Annotated in this window: 10 protein-coding genes; 4 read left to right on the top strand and 6 right to left on the bottom strand. The window is 58.4% G+C overall.

Going from position 1 to position 13,476, the window contains the following annotated elements; all coding sequences use genetic code 11:
- Positions 1 to 66 precede the first annotated feature (66 nt).
- A complete protein-coding gene (locus AA0535_RS14825) occupies positions 67 to 1,566 on the bottom strand; it encodes a S10 family peptidase (RefSeq protein WP_264817434.1) in 1,500 nt (499 codons plus the stop codon).
- Positions 1,567 to 2,163: 597 nt separating this feature from the next.
- Between AA0535_RS14825 and AA0535_RS14820 the strand changes: the two genes are divergently transcribed.
- Positions 2,164 to 3,831 carry an AIPR family protein gene (locus AA0535_RS14820; protein ID WP_264817433.1) on the top strand — a complete coding sequence of 556 codons (1,668 nt, stop codon included), beginning with the start codon at positions 2,164 to 2,166 and terminating at the stop codon, positions 3,829 to 3,831.
- Between the two features lie 118 nt (positions 3,832 to 3,949).
- Here the strand turns inward: AA0535_RS14820 and AA0535_RS14815 are convergent, their stop codons facing one another.
- The 4 genes from AA0535_RS14815 to AA0535_RS14800 form a co-directional block, all read right to left on the bottom strand.
- Positions 3,950 to 5,353, bottom strand: coding sequence for a class II fumarate hydratase (locus AA0535_RS14815; RefSeq protein WP_264817431.1), 1,404 nt, complete (start codon positions 5,351 to 5,353; stop codon positions 3,950 to 3,952).
- A 1-nt stretch (position 5,354) separates the two neighbouring features.
- Positions 5,355 to 7,007 (bottom strand): NAD-dependent malic enzyme, encoded by a 1,653-nt coding sequence (locus tag AA0535_RS14810; RefSeq protein ID WP_264817429.1) that lies wholly within the window; start codon positions 7,005 to 7,007, stop codon positions 5,355 to 5,357.
- A 361-nt stretch (positions 7,008 to 7,368) separates the two neighbouring features.
- Entirely contained in the window at positions 7,369 to 8,481 is a 1,113-nt protein-coding gene (locus AA0535_RS14805) for a P1 family peptidase (protein ID WP_264817427.1), read from the bottom strand.
- A gap of 242 nt (positions 8,482 to 8,723) precedes the next feature.
- Complete coding sequence (locus AA0535_RS14800; RefSeq protein ID WP_264817425.1) at positions 8,724 to 9,857, bottom strand: type III PLP-dependent enzyme; 1,134 nt, start codon at positions 9,855 to 9,857, stop codon at positions 8,724 to 8,726.
- Between the two features lie 607 nt (positions 9,858 to 10,464).
- On the opposite strand from AA0535_RS14800, the gene AA0535_RS14795 reads away from it, so the two are divergent.
- Positions 10,465 to 11,481, top strand: a complete 1,017-nt coding sequence (locus AA0535_RS14795; RefSeq protein WP_373319360.1) for a YihY/virulence factor BrkB family protein — start codon at positions 10,465 to 10,467, stop codon at positions 11,479 to 11,481.
- Positions 11,482 to 11,583: 102 nt separating this feature from the next.
- On the opposite strand, the gene AA0535_RS14790 is transcribed toward AA0535_RS14795, so the two are convergent.
- Positions 11,584 to 12,237: a septal ring lytic transglycosylase RlpA family protein gene (locus tag AA0535_RS14790; RefSeq protein WP_264817424.1), complete on the bottom strand. Its 654-nt coding sequence runs from the start codon at positions 12,235 to 12,237 to the stop codon at positions 11,584 to 11,586.
- Between the two features lie 326 nt (positions 12,238 to 12,563).
- Here AA0535_RS14790 and aroQ point away from each other — a divergent pair, with 326 nt between their 5' ends.
- Positions 12,564 to 13,019 (top strand): type II 3-dehydroquinate dehydratase, encoded by a 456-nt coding sequence (aroQ, locus tag AA0535_RS14785; RefSeq protein ID WP_023979560.1) that lies wholly within the window; start codon positions 12,564 to 12,566, stop codon positions 13,017 to 13,019.
- Positions 13,016 to 13,471: an acetyl-CoA carboxylase biotin carboxyl carrier protein gene (locus tag AA0535_RS14780; protein ID WP_127102722.1), complete on the top strand. Its 456-nt coding sequence runs from the start codon at positions 13,016 to 13,018 to the stop codon at positions 13,469 to 13,471. Before aroQ ends, AA0535_RS14780 begins: the two co-directional genes overlap by 4 nt.
- Positions 13,472 to 13,476: the final 5 nt, after the last annotated feature.

The following is a 13,476-nucleotide window of genomic DNA, read 5'->3' as shown; positions in this document are numbered from 1 at the left end:
CCTTTCCGGGGTGCGGGGTAACACCCCGCCAAGGCACGGGGCATACAAACCCCGTGCTCGACCGTCTTACTTCGACGTGTCGTTATAAAATGCCGAAACGTCACGCGTGAGCGCAGCGCGGCTGGCGGGGCGGGTGTAGAGCATATGGCCGCCTTCATAGAGGTGCAGCGCAATACGATCGGCCCCGACCGGGATATGGTCCTTGGTCCAGCGCGTGGTGCCGAACGGGCAGGCCATGTCGAAATAGCCATTGGCAATGAAGATATGCAGGCTGGGGTCGAGCGCCAGCATCTTGCGCAGGATACCGACCTGATCGGTCAGCTGTGAGCCGGAGCTGGTGAATTTCCAGGCGCCGTTCACTTCCATGCTCAGCAGATCATAGGTGAGGTCGGTCTTGTAGCCGAGTTCATTGGCCAGATAGCCGCTATAGGCATTGCCATAGGCGCGACCGAAGCCGGACAGCGTCATTTCCGGGCTCTGACCGTTCTCGATGCCATCGGCGTACGGGTCAGGGATCGACTGGGTGAAGTCGTAAATGCCGTACAGGCGGCCATCGCGGCTGCGCACATCATGGGCGAATGGGTTGGGCTCACCCATTTCCTTGGTGATGACATCCACCGGCAGGCCGGTGCGGGCGGCGAGATCGGTATAGAATTTCTTCGCGTCATCGCCCTTGGGTGGGGCATTGGCGATGGTGGTCAGATACGGGCCGAGCGCATAGTGATAGGCTTCATCCACCGCCTGCGGTGTTAGTTTGCCGGTTTGCGACAGATGCGAGGCAATGAAGGTGGGCAGCGCCATGGCCGAGGCCATCGGGTTGTTCGTGTTGTCCAGAAACTGCATCTGGATGGCGGGTGAGATCATCACGATGCCATTCACGATAAGATTCTGCTGCTGCTGCAATGCATCGGCCACCTGTGCCGAGCGAATGCCGCCATAGCTCTCGCCCACCAGATAATGCGGCGAGCCCTGACGCCCGTTTTCACCAACCCAGAGCGTAATGGCCTTGGCGAAAGCCTCGCCATCCTTGGTCACGCTATAAAATTGCTCGGCGGCCTTTTTCGGGTCGGTCGGCTGCGAATACCCCGTGCCCACGGCATCGATGAATACCATGTCGGTGGCGGGCAGCCAGCTATCCGGGTTGTCGGCCAGATGGGCGCGCGCGCCATCTTCCGGATGATCCGCCGGGAATTGCAGCACGCGCGGACCCGCCGCACCGAGATTCAGATAGGCCGTGCCTGCGCCGGGGCCGCCATTGAAGAAGAACGACACCGGGCGCGTCTGGGCATTCGCCCCGTCCTTGGTATAGGCCACGTAGAAAACCTTGGCGGAGGGTTTACCCTCCTTGTCACGCAGCGTGACCGTGCCCGCATGGGCGGTATAGGCAATGCTCTGCCCGCCTGCGGTCAGATGATGCTTGGTGATGGAATCCGCAGGCAGCAGCGCCGCCAATCCCTCCTTCGGCGCCTCGCTCTTGGCGGGCTCAGCCGCATGAGCGGCGGGAAGAAGGGGCAGGGCGAAGCAGGCCGAAGCCAGCAACGCCGCAACAAGAGTCTTGCGAGACATGCAAAGTCCTTTCAAGTTTGGAACAGTATAACAATCTCGGAAGGGGGGGATAGATACGAAATGAGGGACGAGAGAATGAAATCGTATTACTGCAATGGGCGGGGAAACTTGCGTGTCTAGACAGGCCATATGACCTAGGTGACTGTCGTAATATTTTGATTTACATCATGGGGCACCACTGTGCGCAAGTTTCTGTAAAATATAGTGACACGAGAGCGATTTAAAGGGTCGGAATACAATATAGAATAGAATACATTATTGTAAATGCGAGGCTCTTCTTGAGAATAACAATAATAAACACCTTGAATATACGCATTCAGTGTGCCAACATATCATAAAGCAAATGTGAAATCATCTTGAATTTATTACTAACGGATATCAGATTTCATACGATACCAAACTTGTGTCGATATTGTGGAGAATGCTGCAGATCGTAGGGAGCAATTTGCAGAGTGAAGCGCATATTTTTCTATTTATGATAAGATTAATTAAACATCTGAATGTCATATGTTCTCAATTTTTTGAAAATACGAAATTTTGTCTTCACATCAAGTCAAAATGACGTTCTATTGACGATGCAACATACGGAGCGAAGACATGTCAGAAGAAGATCGGCAGCAGTCGCAAATTATTTCAGAGCAGATTTCCGGGCGATTACATCAAATTTTCGACGATCTTATCGTGGTGAACCGGCAAGGCGGAATGGATGATCAGGCCATTGAACAGCGTTTTCTGACCCGCGCATATGCGGCGTTGGCACTACTGAATTTGTCAGATGCGAACGTGTCCGATTCAGCAGGGTCTATCACCGATGGGGGGGAGGATGACGGTATAGATGCAATTTATGTCAGTGAGTCCCATAAGAAAATATATTTAGTGCAGTCGAAATGGCTGAGGAATACCAGGAAAGGTGTAGAGCTTTCGGAATTTACGCGCTTCAGGGATGGTGTGAAAAGGGTAATAAATTTAGTATGGGATGAAAAAAATAGAAACTTACATAATCACCGTGAAAAAATAGAGAAAAATCTACGGGATATAGACACGGAAATCGTTATAATATTTTGCCATAATAGCGAGATGACACTCTCGGACGATATTATTAGAGCTAAGGACGAGTACCTCCAGGAGGTCAACAGGTATGGTGAGCTTGCGCGCTTTGAGCAATTTACTCTCCGAGAAGCTCGTGAGACGGCGCGTTCACGTACTCGCCCTGAAAATATTAATCTTACATTAATGCTTAGAAACTGGGGTATCATCGAGAAGCCATACAGATCAGTCTACGGTGCGATTGCTGCAACTGAAGTCGTGTCATGGTTCGAGAAGAATCGAGATAAATTATTTGCTGAAAATCTCAGGTTCGGTATCGAGAAGTCTGATGTCAACGATGGGATTAGGCAGACGGCCAGTGATGATCCTTTAAGTTTTTGGTATTTTAATAACGGTATAACCGCAATATGTGAAGATGTGCAGAAGCAGCCGGTTGGCGCAAATAATACAGATAGCGGCGTATTCGACGTTAATAAGATTAGCATTATCAATGGAGCTCAAACAGTCTCATCTTTGGCACGAGCAAAGAATGAGGGGGCAAATTTAGATGATATATTCGTTCACCTGAGGATAATTTCACTCGCGGGGACACCTGAGAACTTTGCTACGGACGTAACAACAGCAAACAACACGCAGAACGATCTGAGTCCTATCGATTTTGTAGCTGCTGATCCTAATCAAGATAGGATTCGTAGGGAGGCCAACCAACTGGGATTGGTCTACACCTATCGTCGGGGGGATAAAGATCCTAGCGTTGATGAAGGTTTCACGGTACGAGAAGCGACCGTCGCGGCAGCTTGTGCATCGGGAGAGCTTCGTCTCGCCGTTTCAGCGAAGCGATATATTAGTGGTTTGTGGGAAAACACCAAAAAAGAGCCCTATACTAAGCTCTTTAATGAAGATACCTCCGCGGAGAGGCTGTGGAGGATAGTACAGATAAGTCGAGCAGTAGATGCTGCGTTAGAAGAGATGATTAAATCTCTCGAGGGGAGGGCGAGGCTCGTAGCGGTGCACGCAAACCGATTTATCTTGTTCAGTGTGTTCGAAGACTTAGGTGCAGATATGGGTGGTGACAATCTTCTGGGCACCATCTCACATACGGTCGAGAGGAAGGTCGCCTCCCTATTTGAACTGGTAGAAAGGATTTTTCCGGATAGTTATCCTGGGAATTTATTCAAAAATCTTGAGAAGCAAGAGGAAATATTCCGTAAGATGTGAAGCTGAATCTGGTATTTAACATGCCTTACCTTGATGCTGATAATTCAGTGCAAATCATCTGCGGGATGAAAGGGGCCTCCGCCCCTTTCCGGGGGGTGGGGCAGAGCCCCGCTTACCCTTACTTTCCCTTCAAATTCGGTGCCAGCATGGTGCGCGGGTCGACCAGGCGGTCGAAATCGGCTTCGCTGACCGCGTTCAGAGCCAGAGCGGCTTCCTTCAGCGTGCAGTCATGATCCATGGCGTGATGCGCGACCTTTGAGGCTGTGTCGTAGCCGATTGTGGGGGCGAGGGCCGTTACCAGCATGACGGACTCTGCCACATAGCGCTCGATGCGGGCGAGGTTCGGGGTGGTGCCTTCAATCAGGAAGGTGCGAAAGTTCTCGCTGCCGTCATGCAGCAGGGTGATGCTCTGCATGATGTTCTGGATGATGAGCGGCTTGTAGACGTTCATTTCCAGTAGGCCACCGGCGCCGCCGAACCCAACCGCCACGTCATTAGCCATCACCTGCACGGCCAGCATGGCCAGCGCTTCGGCCTGGGTCGGGTTGACCTTGCCGGGCATGATGGACGAGCCGGGCTCGTTTTCCGGCAGGTGCAGCTCGGCAAAACCGGCGCGCGGGCCGCAGGAAAGCAGGCGGATATCGTTGGCGATCTTGTAAAGTGCGCCTGCCGTGGTGCGCAGCGCGCCAGAGAAATGCACGAGCGCATCATGCGCGCCTTGCAGGGCGAACTTGTTTTCACCGCTGATGAAGGCGGCATCGCTCAGGCGGGCAATTTCGGCGCAGGCGCGACCGGCAAAGGGGGCATCGGTGTTGATGCCGGTGCCAAGCGCGGTGCCGCCAAGGGCGAGGGGGTAGAGACCCTTCTCGGCTTCCTGAATACGGGCGATGTTCTCGCGCAGCATTCCCGCATAGCCGTGGAATTCCTGACCCAGCGTGACCGGCACGGCATCCTGCATATGGGTGCGGCCAATCTTGACGATATCCTTCCACTCTTCGGCCTTGGCCTCAATGGATTCCGCCAGACGGGTCAGGGCCGGGATCAGCCTGCGACGGCTGCCGAGCACGACCGCCACATGCATGGCGGTGGGGAAATTGTCGTTGGAGGACTGAGACATGTTGACGTGGTCATTGGGATGAACCGGGCGCTTGCTGCCCAGCGCCTCGCCGGAAAGCTGGCAGGCGCGGTTCGAAATGACCTCGTTGATGTTCATGTTGAACTGCGTGCCTGAGCCGGTCATCCAGACATGAAGCGGGAACATGTCGGCATGCTGACCGGCCAGGATTTCATCGCAGACTGTGGTGATCAGCTTGTATTGGGTCTCGCCCAGACGGCCGCTCTGATGGTTGGCGCTCGCACAGGCGCGCTTGACGATGGCATAGGCCTCGATCATCTCGCGCGGCATCAGCTCGCGGCCGATGCTGAAATAATGAAGAGAGCGCTGCGTTTGCGCGCCCCAGAGCTTGTCGGCCTGAATTTCGATTTCGCCGAGGCCGTCGCTCTCGATCCGTGTATCGCTCATGTCAGATCTTCTCATAAGTACAATAATCGGGCGTCCAGACGATGGACTGGATGCGGTGATGCAGTTCATCGTCGCTGAACGCATGACATACGCCATCTTCGCGCGCCTGTCTGGCCGCGGCTTCCGCCACGGCAAGGGCGACCTTGCGCAATTGCGTGACCGGAGGCAGCAGATTGCCATCCGGGTTGCTGCGCAGCGGTGAAAGCGAAGCGAGGCCACGGGCCGCGGCCATGAACATGGAGTCCGTCACGCGGGTTGCACCGGTGGCAAGCAGGCAGAGCCCGAGCCCAGGGAAGATATAGGCGTTGTTGGTCTGGTCCACGCGATGGGTGCGGCCCTTCAGGTCCAGCGGCGGAAAGGGGCTGCCGGTGCTGACCAGAGCACGTTCATCCGACCAGGTCATGATGTCTTCGGGCGTGGCCTCGGAATGCGAGGTGGGGTTGGAGAGCGGGAAGATGATCGGACGCTTGCAGTTTTTGGCCATCTCCCGCACGATTTTCTCGCTGAAAAGTCCCTTCACGCCGGAAACGCCAATCAGGATGCTGGCCTTCGTTTCGCTAATGACCGTCTCGAAATCGGGTGAACGATCTCCCCAGTCCTTGCGGGCAAACAGCGCCTGTCCGTCATTCAGCCCGTCGCGCCCGTCGAGCAGGAGCCCGTCCTGATCGAGCATGTAGAAGCGGGCCAGAGCGTCTTCCTCGCTCGCGCCTTCATCGAGCATGACCTGAAGCAGCAGCTTGGCAATGCCCACACCCGCAGAGCCCGCGCCGAGCATGACGATGGTCTCGTCCTTCAGCTTGCCGTCATGCGCGGCATTGGCGCTCAGAATAGCGGCAGTGGTAACGGCCGCCGTACCCTGGATGTCGTCATTGAAGGTGCAGAGCCGGTCGCGATAGCGATCGAGAATGGGGGCGGCATTGGCGCCGCTGAAATCTTCCCAGTGCAGGGCCACATGGGGCCAGCGTGTCTGAACGGCGGTGACGAAGCGCTCGATGAAGGCGTCGTATTCGGCACCGCGTATGCGTTCGTGACGCCAGCCAATATAGGCCGGGTTTTGCAGCAGGTCCTGGTTATTGGTGCCGGTATCGAGCACGATCGGCAGGGTCTGATCGGGTGAGATCCCTGCGCAGGTGGTGTAGAGTGAGAGCTTGCCGATGGGGATACCCATGCCACCCGCCCCCTGATCGCCCAGGCCGAGGATACGCTCGCCGTCCGTCACCACAATCACGCGCACATCGTCATAGGCGGGATTGCTGAGCACGTCCTCCATCGAGTCGCGCTCGGGATAGCTGAGGAAGAGCCCACGCGGGCGACGCCAGATTTCCGAAAAACGCTGACAGGCCTCGCCTACGGTCGGTGTGTAAACCAGAGGCAGCATGGCCTCGATCTTGCGGGTCAGCAGGGCGTAGAACAGCGTCTCGTTCGTATCCTGCAATTCGCGCAGATGCACATGGCGCGCAAAAGGTGAGGGGAGGGCGTCGAGGAATTTCAGCGCTGCCTCAACCTGCTGGTCGAGGGTTTGCACGGCTCGTGGCAGAAGGCCGTGGAGTTCGAACGCGTCGCGCTCTTCCGGGGTGAAAGCAAGCCCCTTGTTGAGGAAAGGATGGTTGAGCAGATCCTGCCCGCTCAGGGCAACGGATAGCGACTTGTTCATGAACGGTCTCCTGGCACTGTGGCACACGCGGTTTCGCCAGTCATCGCGGGCGAGGAGTGAACCACAAGCGCCCCCGGCTTGCGAGCCCCGTTGACCCCAACGTGATCGCCCCCGCCTCACCGGACAGGGGCGGGACGCCGAGGCTGGGGCCTGAAGTCTACGCGCGCGATATGGGTTTCGGGAATGTCCGTTTTCCCTGAGGCGCAGGTCTGGAACGATGCCTGCAGGACGGTGACTCGAGGCTCAGGGAGCCGCCTGCCCCCGCGGCCTCCCGAACTGGCACGGGATAGCGAGGCAATCGGATCATACCGGCCCATTTGTCTGCCACCGAGGCCCGCGCAGTATCATGCGGGGGAGAATTTCAGGGCGAGTCTTTCAGGCTCGACCACAAGGTGGCCTTCATGCCGGGTGGCTGGGTGGCCAGATAGACGCCACGCGCCACAGCACGCGACAGGACGTCAGCGGCCACACTGCCCAGATGCGCCACAAGCAGCGCGCGTCCTTCGGCCGCGACAGATTTTCTTCCCGTGGCCAGGGCGAAAACCGTGTCTCCGTCAAACGGCGAGTGAATAGGGTGAATGGCGCGAGCCAGCCCATCCTGTGCCATCATGGCAATGCGTTTGAGCTCTTCCTGCGTCAGCTCCGCATCGGTGGCGATACAGGCGAGAGTCGTGTTGGCGCGCGGCCCGGGATCCAGCTTCGTGCCGGTCCAGTCATCCGGCGCGACTCTGGCAGTCGAGACGCCCAAGCCCCCGAATTCCTGCCCCTGTTCGAACGGGGCCGCCCAGAATCGCCGGTCATGGGGCGGGGTCACAGCGCCAAGACTATTCGTGGCCACGATCGCACCCACGGTATACCCCTCGGGTGTAACCCACGAGGCGGAGCCGATCCCCCCTTTCAGACGTCCGGCCATGGCGCCGTATCCGGCGCCAGCCGTGCCCAGGGTGACATTCGTTGCAGCGTGGCTCACAGCCTCCATGCCAAGCGCATGATAAGGGGGTGTTTCGCCCCACTTCTTGTCGCCACCATTATCGAGGTCATAGAGAATGGCCGCCGGAACGATGGGAGAGGGTGGAACATCTTTCTGGCTGCGCATGGCAAAACCCCTGCCTCTGGCCCCCAGCCATGCCGCAACGCCATCGGCGGCCGCCAGCCCGTAAACCGACCCACCTGAAAGGGTGAGGGCATCGATGCGATGCACCAGGTTCCAGCCATTCAGCGCATCAGTTTCACGCGTCCCCGGTCCACCGCCCCGCACATCCACGGCGCAGGGGCAGGGCATATCGGGCAGGATGACGGTCACGCCCGTGCGAACCCGGCTGTCCTGCGCCTGCCCCACGCGCAGTCCGCCCACATCGGTCAGACTGTTCGATTCGCCAACCCGTCCCTTCGATGCGGCAAAAACAGATGGAGAACTTGCGCTCCATGCCGCACCGGCAATCAGGCTTGAGCGGAGAAAGGAGCGACGAAGCATGAGGCATCCAGTCTGACGGGGGAATGATGCCGGCAGCATGGCATAATCGTCTGCGGTGAGGGAGGGGCGGCGCAACCATAGTGCAGACCGTGACGCCCAAGCCTGAGACGGGGCTCTCCAAAGCAAAAAGCGCCCGGTCCTGTTCAGGGGACCGGACGCTTCAGGTAGCTTGTGGCAATTTCGGAAGGGAGGGGGCTCATCACCCGGCAAGGGGACGAAAGATGAGCGGCCCCGATCCGGGTTCAGATATAGTGTTCGCCCAGCGGGGCAAAACCATTGAACCCTGTCGAGCAATAGGTGGTGACATAGGCACCGGTGGTGAGGATCTCGATGCGATCGCCCGAATTCAGCGCATAGGGAAGCTGAACGCGGTTCTTTTCATACATGATGTCGACACCGTCGCAGCTCGGACCGGCCACGACTGTCTCGCCCGTGGGCAGACCGTCATGCGGGGTGCGGAAACGATAGCGAATGGCCTCGCCTTCGGTCTCGGCCAGGCCGCCGAAGCGACCGATATCGAGATAGACCCAGCGCGGATCGCTCTCCTTGCCGCCGCGACGGCTCACCAGAACGACCTCGGTCGAAACCACGCCGGCTTCGGCCACCATGAAGCGGCCAGGTTCGATCAGCATCTGCGGCAGGGCATTGCCAAAATGCTCGGTCATGGCGCGACCGATGGCGAGTCCGAACTGTTCGATTTCGGGGATGTCATCGCGATAGCGCACGGGGAAGCCGCCGCCGAGATTGACCATCTTGAGATCGATTCCCGCTGCCGAGAGATCGGTGAACAGCATGGCCACCTTGGCGATCGCTGCCTCATAGGCCGTGGTGCTGGTCTGCTGGCTGCCCACATGAAAGGACAGACCATAGGGCTCGAGACCCAGCTCGACCGACTTCAGCAGCAAGTCCTTTGCATGAGACACGGTGGTGCCGAACTTGCGCGACAGGGGCCAGTCAGCGCCCTCATTCTCAACCGCAAGGCGGCAGAAAACGCGCGAGCCAGGAGCATGCTCGGCCAGCTTGGCCAGTTCTTCCTCGCTGTCGAACACGAAAAGGTCGACGCCGAGGCCGAAAGCCTCACGGATGGACGAGACTTTCTTGACCGTGTTGCCGAACGAAATCTGGCTGGCCTGTGCGCCGGCCGCCAGGCACTGATGGATCTCGCCGATGGAGGCGGCGTCGAAGGACGAGCCGAGACGGACCAGGCGCTCCAGAATCGGCGCGGCAGGATTGGCTTTCACGGCGTAATAGATGTGAGCAAGGGGCAGGGCGTCACGCAGGGCGTGGTAGCGCTCTTCCACATGGTCGACATCGACGACGAGGCAGGGGGTTGCCGGCTGCTGCTCGGCAAGATAGCGGACGATTTTCGGAGTCATGAGTCACTCCTCCCGAAATCCGCCCGAAGCTGCACGGGCGGGTTTGTTGCGAAACGGTCGAACGGACCGGCGATCAGGACGAGGCTGGTTGCTCGAAAATGAGCAGGATCAGCCCGATTGCCAGAACGCTTGACGTCGTTGCGTAACCTACAGAGGGCCAGTGGCACGTGCGTTGCTGCGTGGGGCGCATATGGGACCAAACCCCCCCTGTTGCAACTAAAAAATTGACGGTGATTTTTTTTTCTTCGCATGGGGCAAAGTTGTCGCCCTGTAACGCAATATGCCGTGCAACGTTTCAAGGCTTTGGGCGTCATGATGGGGCAATGTGTCTTCCCGATTGCGGGAAGCGCAGGCAATAGAGACAGCGTCCAGCCCAAAACCGCTGATGCTCCGGCATGGAGCATTAGTGGGCAAAGGATGAGAGAGGCAGCGCGCCACGGTCTTCACCCGTGTGGTCGCAAGCAAGGAGATTTTTGTGGACGAGTTCCCGACATCGAATAGTCAGGCCCTGAGAACAGCCGTTGAATCAGGTGGTGCCGTCGATGCGTCGGGACCCCGCGAGGTCGCGTCTGATCGCGCCGTGGAGACCCAAGCAGGCGAGGAAGCCATGGGGCGTGAGGCACCGGGTACCGGTGCGCGCAGTCCTATCCACATGCCGCTTGGCGGGTGGAAACTCGTATTGCGCCAGACATTCAGCAATCTTGGATCGAGTCAGACCAGCCTGTCGGCAGCGGGGTGCGCCTTCTACGCCACGCTCTCTCTCTTCCCGGCGATCTCGTCGCTCATTTCGCTTTATGGCCTGATTTTCGATCTGCAGACGGTCGAGCCCCAGCTCAATGTGCTGCGTAATCTGCTTCCGGCAACGGCCTTCGAACTGATCGCCTCGCAGATCCACACGCTTATTGCCCAGCCCCATGCATCTTTGACGGTTGGCCTTATTTTCTCGACCACGATCGCGCTGTGGTCAGCCTCGGCCAGCACAAAATCGGTCCTCTCCGCACTGAACCTGGCCTATGACGTGCTCGAGACACGCGGCTTCTTCCGGTTCCAATTTCTGGCGCTGGGCGTGACCTTCGGGGCAGTGGTCGGGGCGTGCATGACCCTGGCTCTCATGGTCGCTTTCCCGGCGCTTGTGGATTATATGCCGGATCTGCTCAACCGTTTCGGTCTGCGCAACCTGCCGCCCGAGATCCTGTATCTCACGGATTATCTGATGAGCTACAGCACGCGTTATATCGTGCATTTCGGTGCGCCCGCCTTGATGCTGCTCTTCGTGTTCGCAGCAGTGACCCTGCTTTTCCGTTACGGCCCCTGCAGGGACAAGCCCGACTGGCGCTGGATCGTGCCGGGATCGCTGGTCGCGACGCTGCTCTGGGTCCTGACCTCGCTCGCTTTCTCTTACTACGTCAGTCATTTTGCCAGTTACGGCTCGACTTATGGGCCCTTGGGAGCCGTCGCAGCAATCATGATGTGGTTCTTCGTGGGGACCTATGTGGTGCTGTTCGGTGCAGAACTGAATGCCGGCCTCGAGGACCGCATGAAGGGTTTCAATCCCAAGGTTCCCGGGGTCACGCGTGTCCAGGAAGGGAGCGAACCCGTCGTGGTTGCCCATTCAGAAAGCTGATACCGACGGAGCGGGGCGCAATAGAAAGGGCGTGAGACCATTGGCCCACGCCCTTTTTCAGCTTATCTCGCGGAGAGATGCCCACATTGACGGCCGCTCGTTTTACTTGTGGTGGTGGCTTCGATGCGTCGTGGCAGCCCTGGATGAGTGAGGCTTGACTACCGGAGTGACGGCATCGAGCGCCTGCTCGTTCGTGTCTTCAGCTTCAGCCTCGGCGACTTCGAGCGGCTGATCTTCCTGAATCGGAGCACCGGATGGAATCGGCGCGAGCTTCACATGGGCCGTGCCACTGCCCAGCATACCGAGTTCGGCCGCAGCGGCATGCGACAGATCGATGATACGGCTGTTGAAGGGGCCGCGGTCATTGACGGTCACGATCACGGATTTGCCCGTGTCTTCATTCTGGACAAGGACTTTGGAGCCCATTGGCAGGGTAGGATGCGCCGCTGTCAGCGCCTGGCCGTCGAGCCGTTCACCACTGCTGGTACGATGTCCGGCCAGCCTGCGTCCGTACCAGCTCGCCACGCCGTGTTCCGACCAGGCCAGAACATTATGGCTGGCGAGAGCAATGCGATGGGCGCGCTTGGCGAGGGCAAGCCGTACCGATGAAGCCCATGGCGCATGGTCCGCGGTGGGTTCTGTCAGGACCGTTGTCTGGGAGGAAGCCTGCGCGGCAGCGGCCGCGTGAGCGCCGTGCTTCGGTGCGAATGCCGTGCAAAGCAGAGCCAGACCTCCGATTCGGGCGCGGAGACGCATCTTGCATCGTTCCGTGGAACTGAATGTCAGTTTTCTGCTTCTAGATGATATCACGACAGCTTGCAGCCTTTTGCCCAGTTACTCCGAACGAACGAATGCCCCGACAATCCGGGACGGCGAACGACGTGTGTATCACAGCCCGCCTCGATTGCGAAATCGTGATGCCAGAGCCCTGGAAACCTGGCGTCTGGTGCCCGCTATCGCGACCTGTGGCGGCCTCGTGAGAAACAAAAAACCCGAGAAACGAGGCAGGAATGAGGCGTAATCCTGCAACGTCCTGCGGGAAGGCTTTTACGGCCCAAGCGAAAGTGCTACGGGCTCCTTTCATGATTCGCCCGATGATTGCCGTGCTGAACGGCCCCAACCTCAACATGCTCGGAATGCGCCAGCCGGAAATATACGGCCATGCGACACTGGACGACCTTGAACAGGTCTGCATTCAGGCCGCCGAGCAGCTCGATGTCGCCATCGATTTTCGCCAGACGAATATCGAGGGGGAACTGGTTTCCTGGATCCAGGAATGCCGGGGTAGGGCGCGTGGTATCGTGATCAATCCGGCGGCCTATGGTCACACATCCATCGCATTGCTCGATGCGCTGCTTGCTACGGGCCTGCCGACGGTGGAGGTTCACATCTCCAATATCCATCGCCGCGATGCCTTTCGCCATCACACCTATACCTCCCAGGCCGCTATTGGCGTAATCTGCGGGTTTGGGGTGCGTGGCTACGCCATGGCATTGCGTGCACTCTATGACATGATTGAAGACGAGGACGAACGATGAGCCGTATGCTCGTGGACGCGGATGCCATCCGGGCATTGGCCGATATTCTGACTGAAACCGGACTGACCGAGATCGAGGTCGCGGAAAAGGACAGTCGCATTCGTGTGGCGCGCAATGCTGGCGGCCAGGTGGTTCATGCCGTTGGTCCAGCGCCTGCCGCTGCGGCGCCTGTTGCCGCACCTGCTCCGGCAGCTGCCCCGGTCGATGCCGCCAACCATCCTGGCGCTGTCAACAGCCCGATGGTCGGCATTGCCTATCTGGCACCCGATCCGTCGGCTCCTCCCTTCGTGCAGGAAGGCCAAGCCGTGACGGCCGGTCAGACCCTGATGCTGATCGAGGCGATGAAGACCTTCAATCAGATCAAGGCGCCGCGCGGCGGCACTCTGAAGCGGCTTCTGGTTTCCAGCGGTGACCCGGTTGAATTCGGCGAAGCACTCGCCATCATCGAATAAGCATT

The organism is Asaia krungthepensis NRIC 0535, assembly GCF_025995175.1.
Lineage (GTDB): Bacteria > Pseudomonadota > Alphaproteobacteria > Acetobacterales > Acetobacteraceae > Asaia > Asaia krungthepensis.
Note: the sequence above shows the minus strand (reverse complement) of the source record. Positions and strands in the feature narration are given on the sequence as shown.

Coding starts and splice junctions, on each gene's coding strand:
- AA0535_RS14825 (WP_264817434.1), bottom strand. CDS start 1,566: ATGTCTCGCAAGACTCTTGTTGCGGCGTTGCTGGCTTCGGCCTGCTTC.
- AA0535_RS14820 (WP_264817433.1), top strand. CDS start 2,164: ATGTCAGAAGAAGATCGGCAGCAGTCGCAAATTATTTCAGAGCAGATT.
- AA0535_RS14815 (WP_264817431.1), bottom strand. CDS start 5,353: ATGAGCGATACACGGATCGAGAGCGACGGCCTCGGCGAAATCGAAATT.
- AA0535_RS14810 (WP_264817429.1), bottom strand. CDS start 7,007: ATGAACAAGTCGCTATCCGTTGCCCTGAGCGGGCAGGATCTGCTCAAC.
- AA0535_RS14805 (WP_264817427.1), bottom strand. CDS start 8,481: ATGCTTCGTCGCTCCTTTCTCCGCTCAAGCCTGATTGCCGGTGCGGCA.
- AA0535_RS14800 (WP_264817425.1), bottom strand. CDS start 9,857: ATGACTCCGAAAATCGTCCGCTATCTTGCCGAGCAGCAGCCGGCAACC.
- AA0535_RS14795 (WP_373319360.1), top strand. CDS start 10,465: ATGGGGCGTGAGGCACCGGGTACCGGTGCGCGCAGTCCTATCCACATG.
- AA0535_RS14790 (WP_264817424.1), bottom strand. CDS start 12,237: ATGCGTCTCCGCGCCCGAATCGGAGGTCTGGCTCTGCTTTGCACGGCA.
- aroQ (WP_023979560.1), top strand. CDS start 12,564: ATGATTCGCCCGATGATTGCCGTGCTGAACGGCCCCAACCTCAACATG.
- AA0535_RS14780 (WP_127102722.1), top strand. CDS start 13,016: ATGAGCCGTATGCTCGTGGACGCGGATGCCATCCGGGCATTGGCCGAT.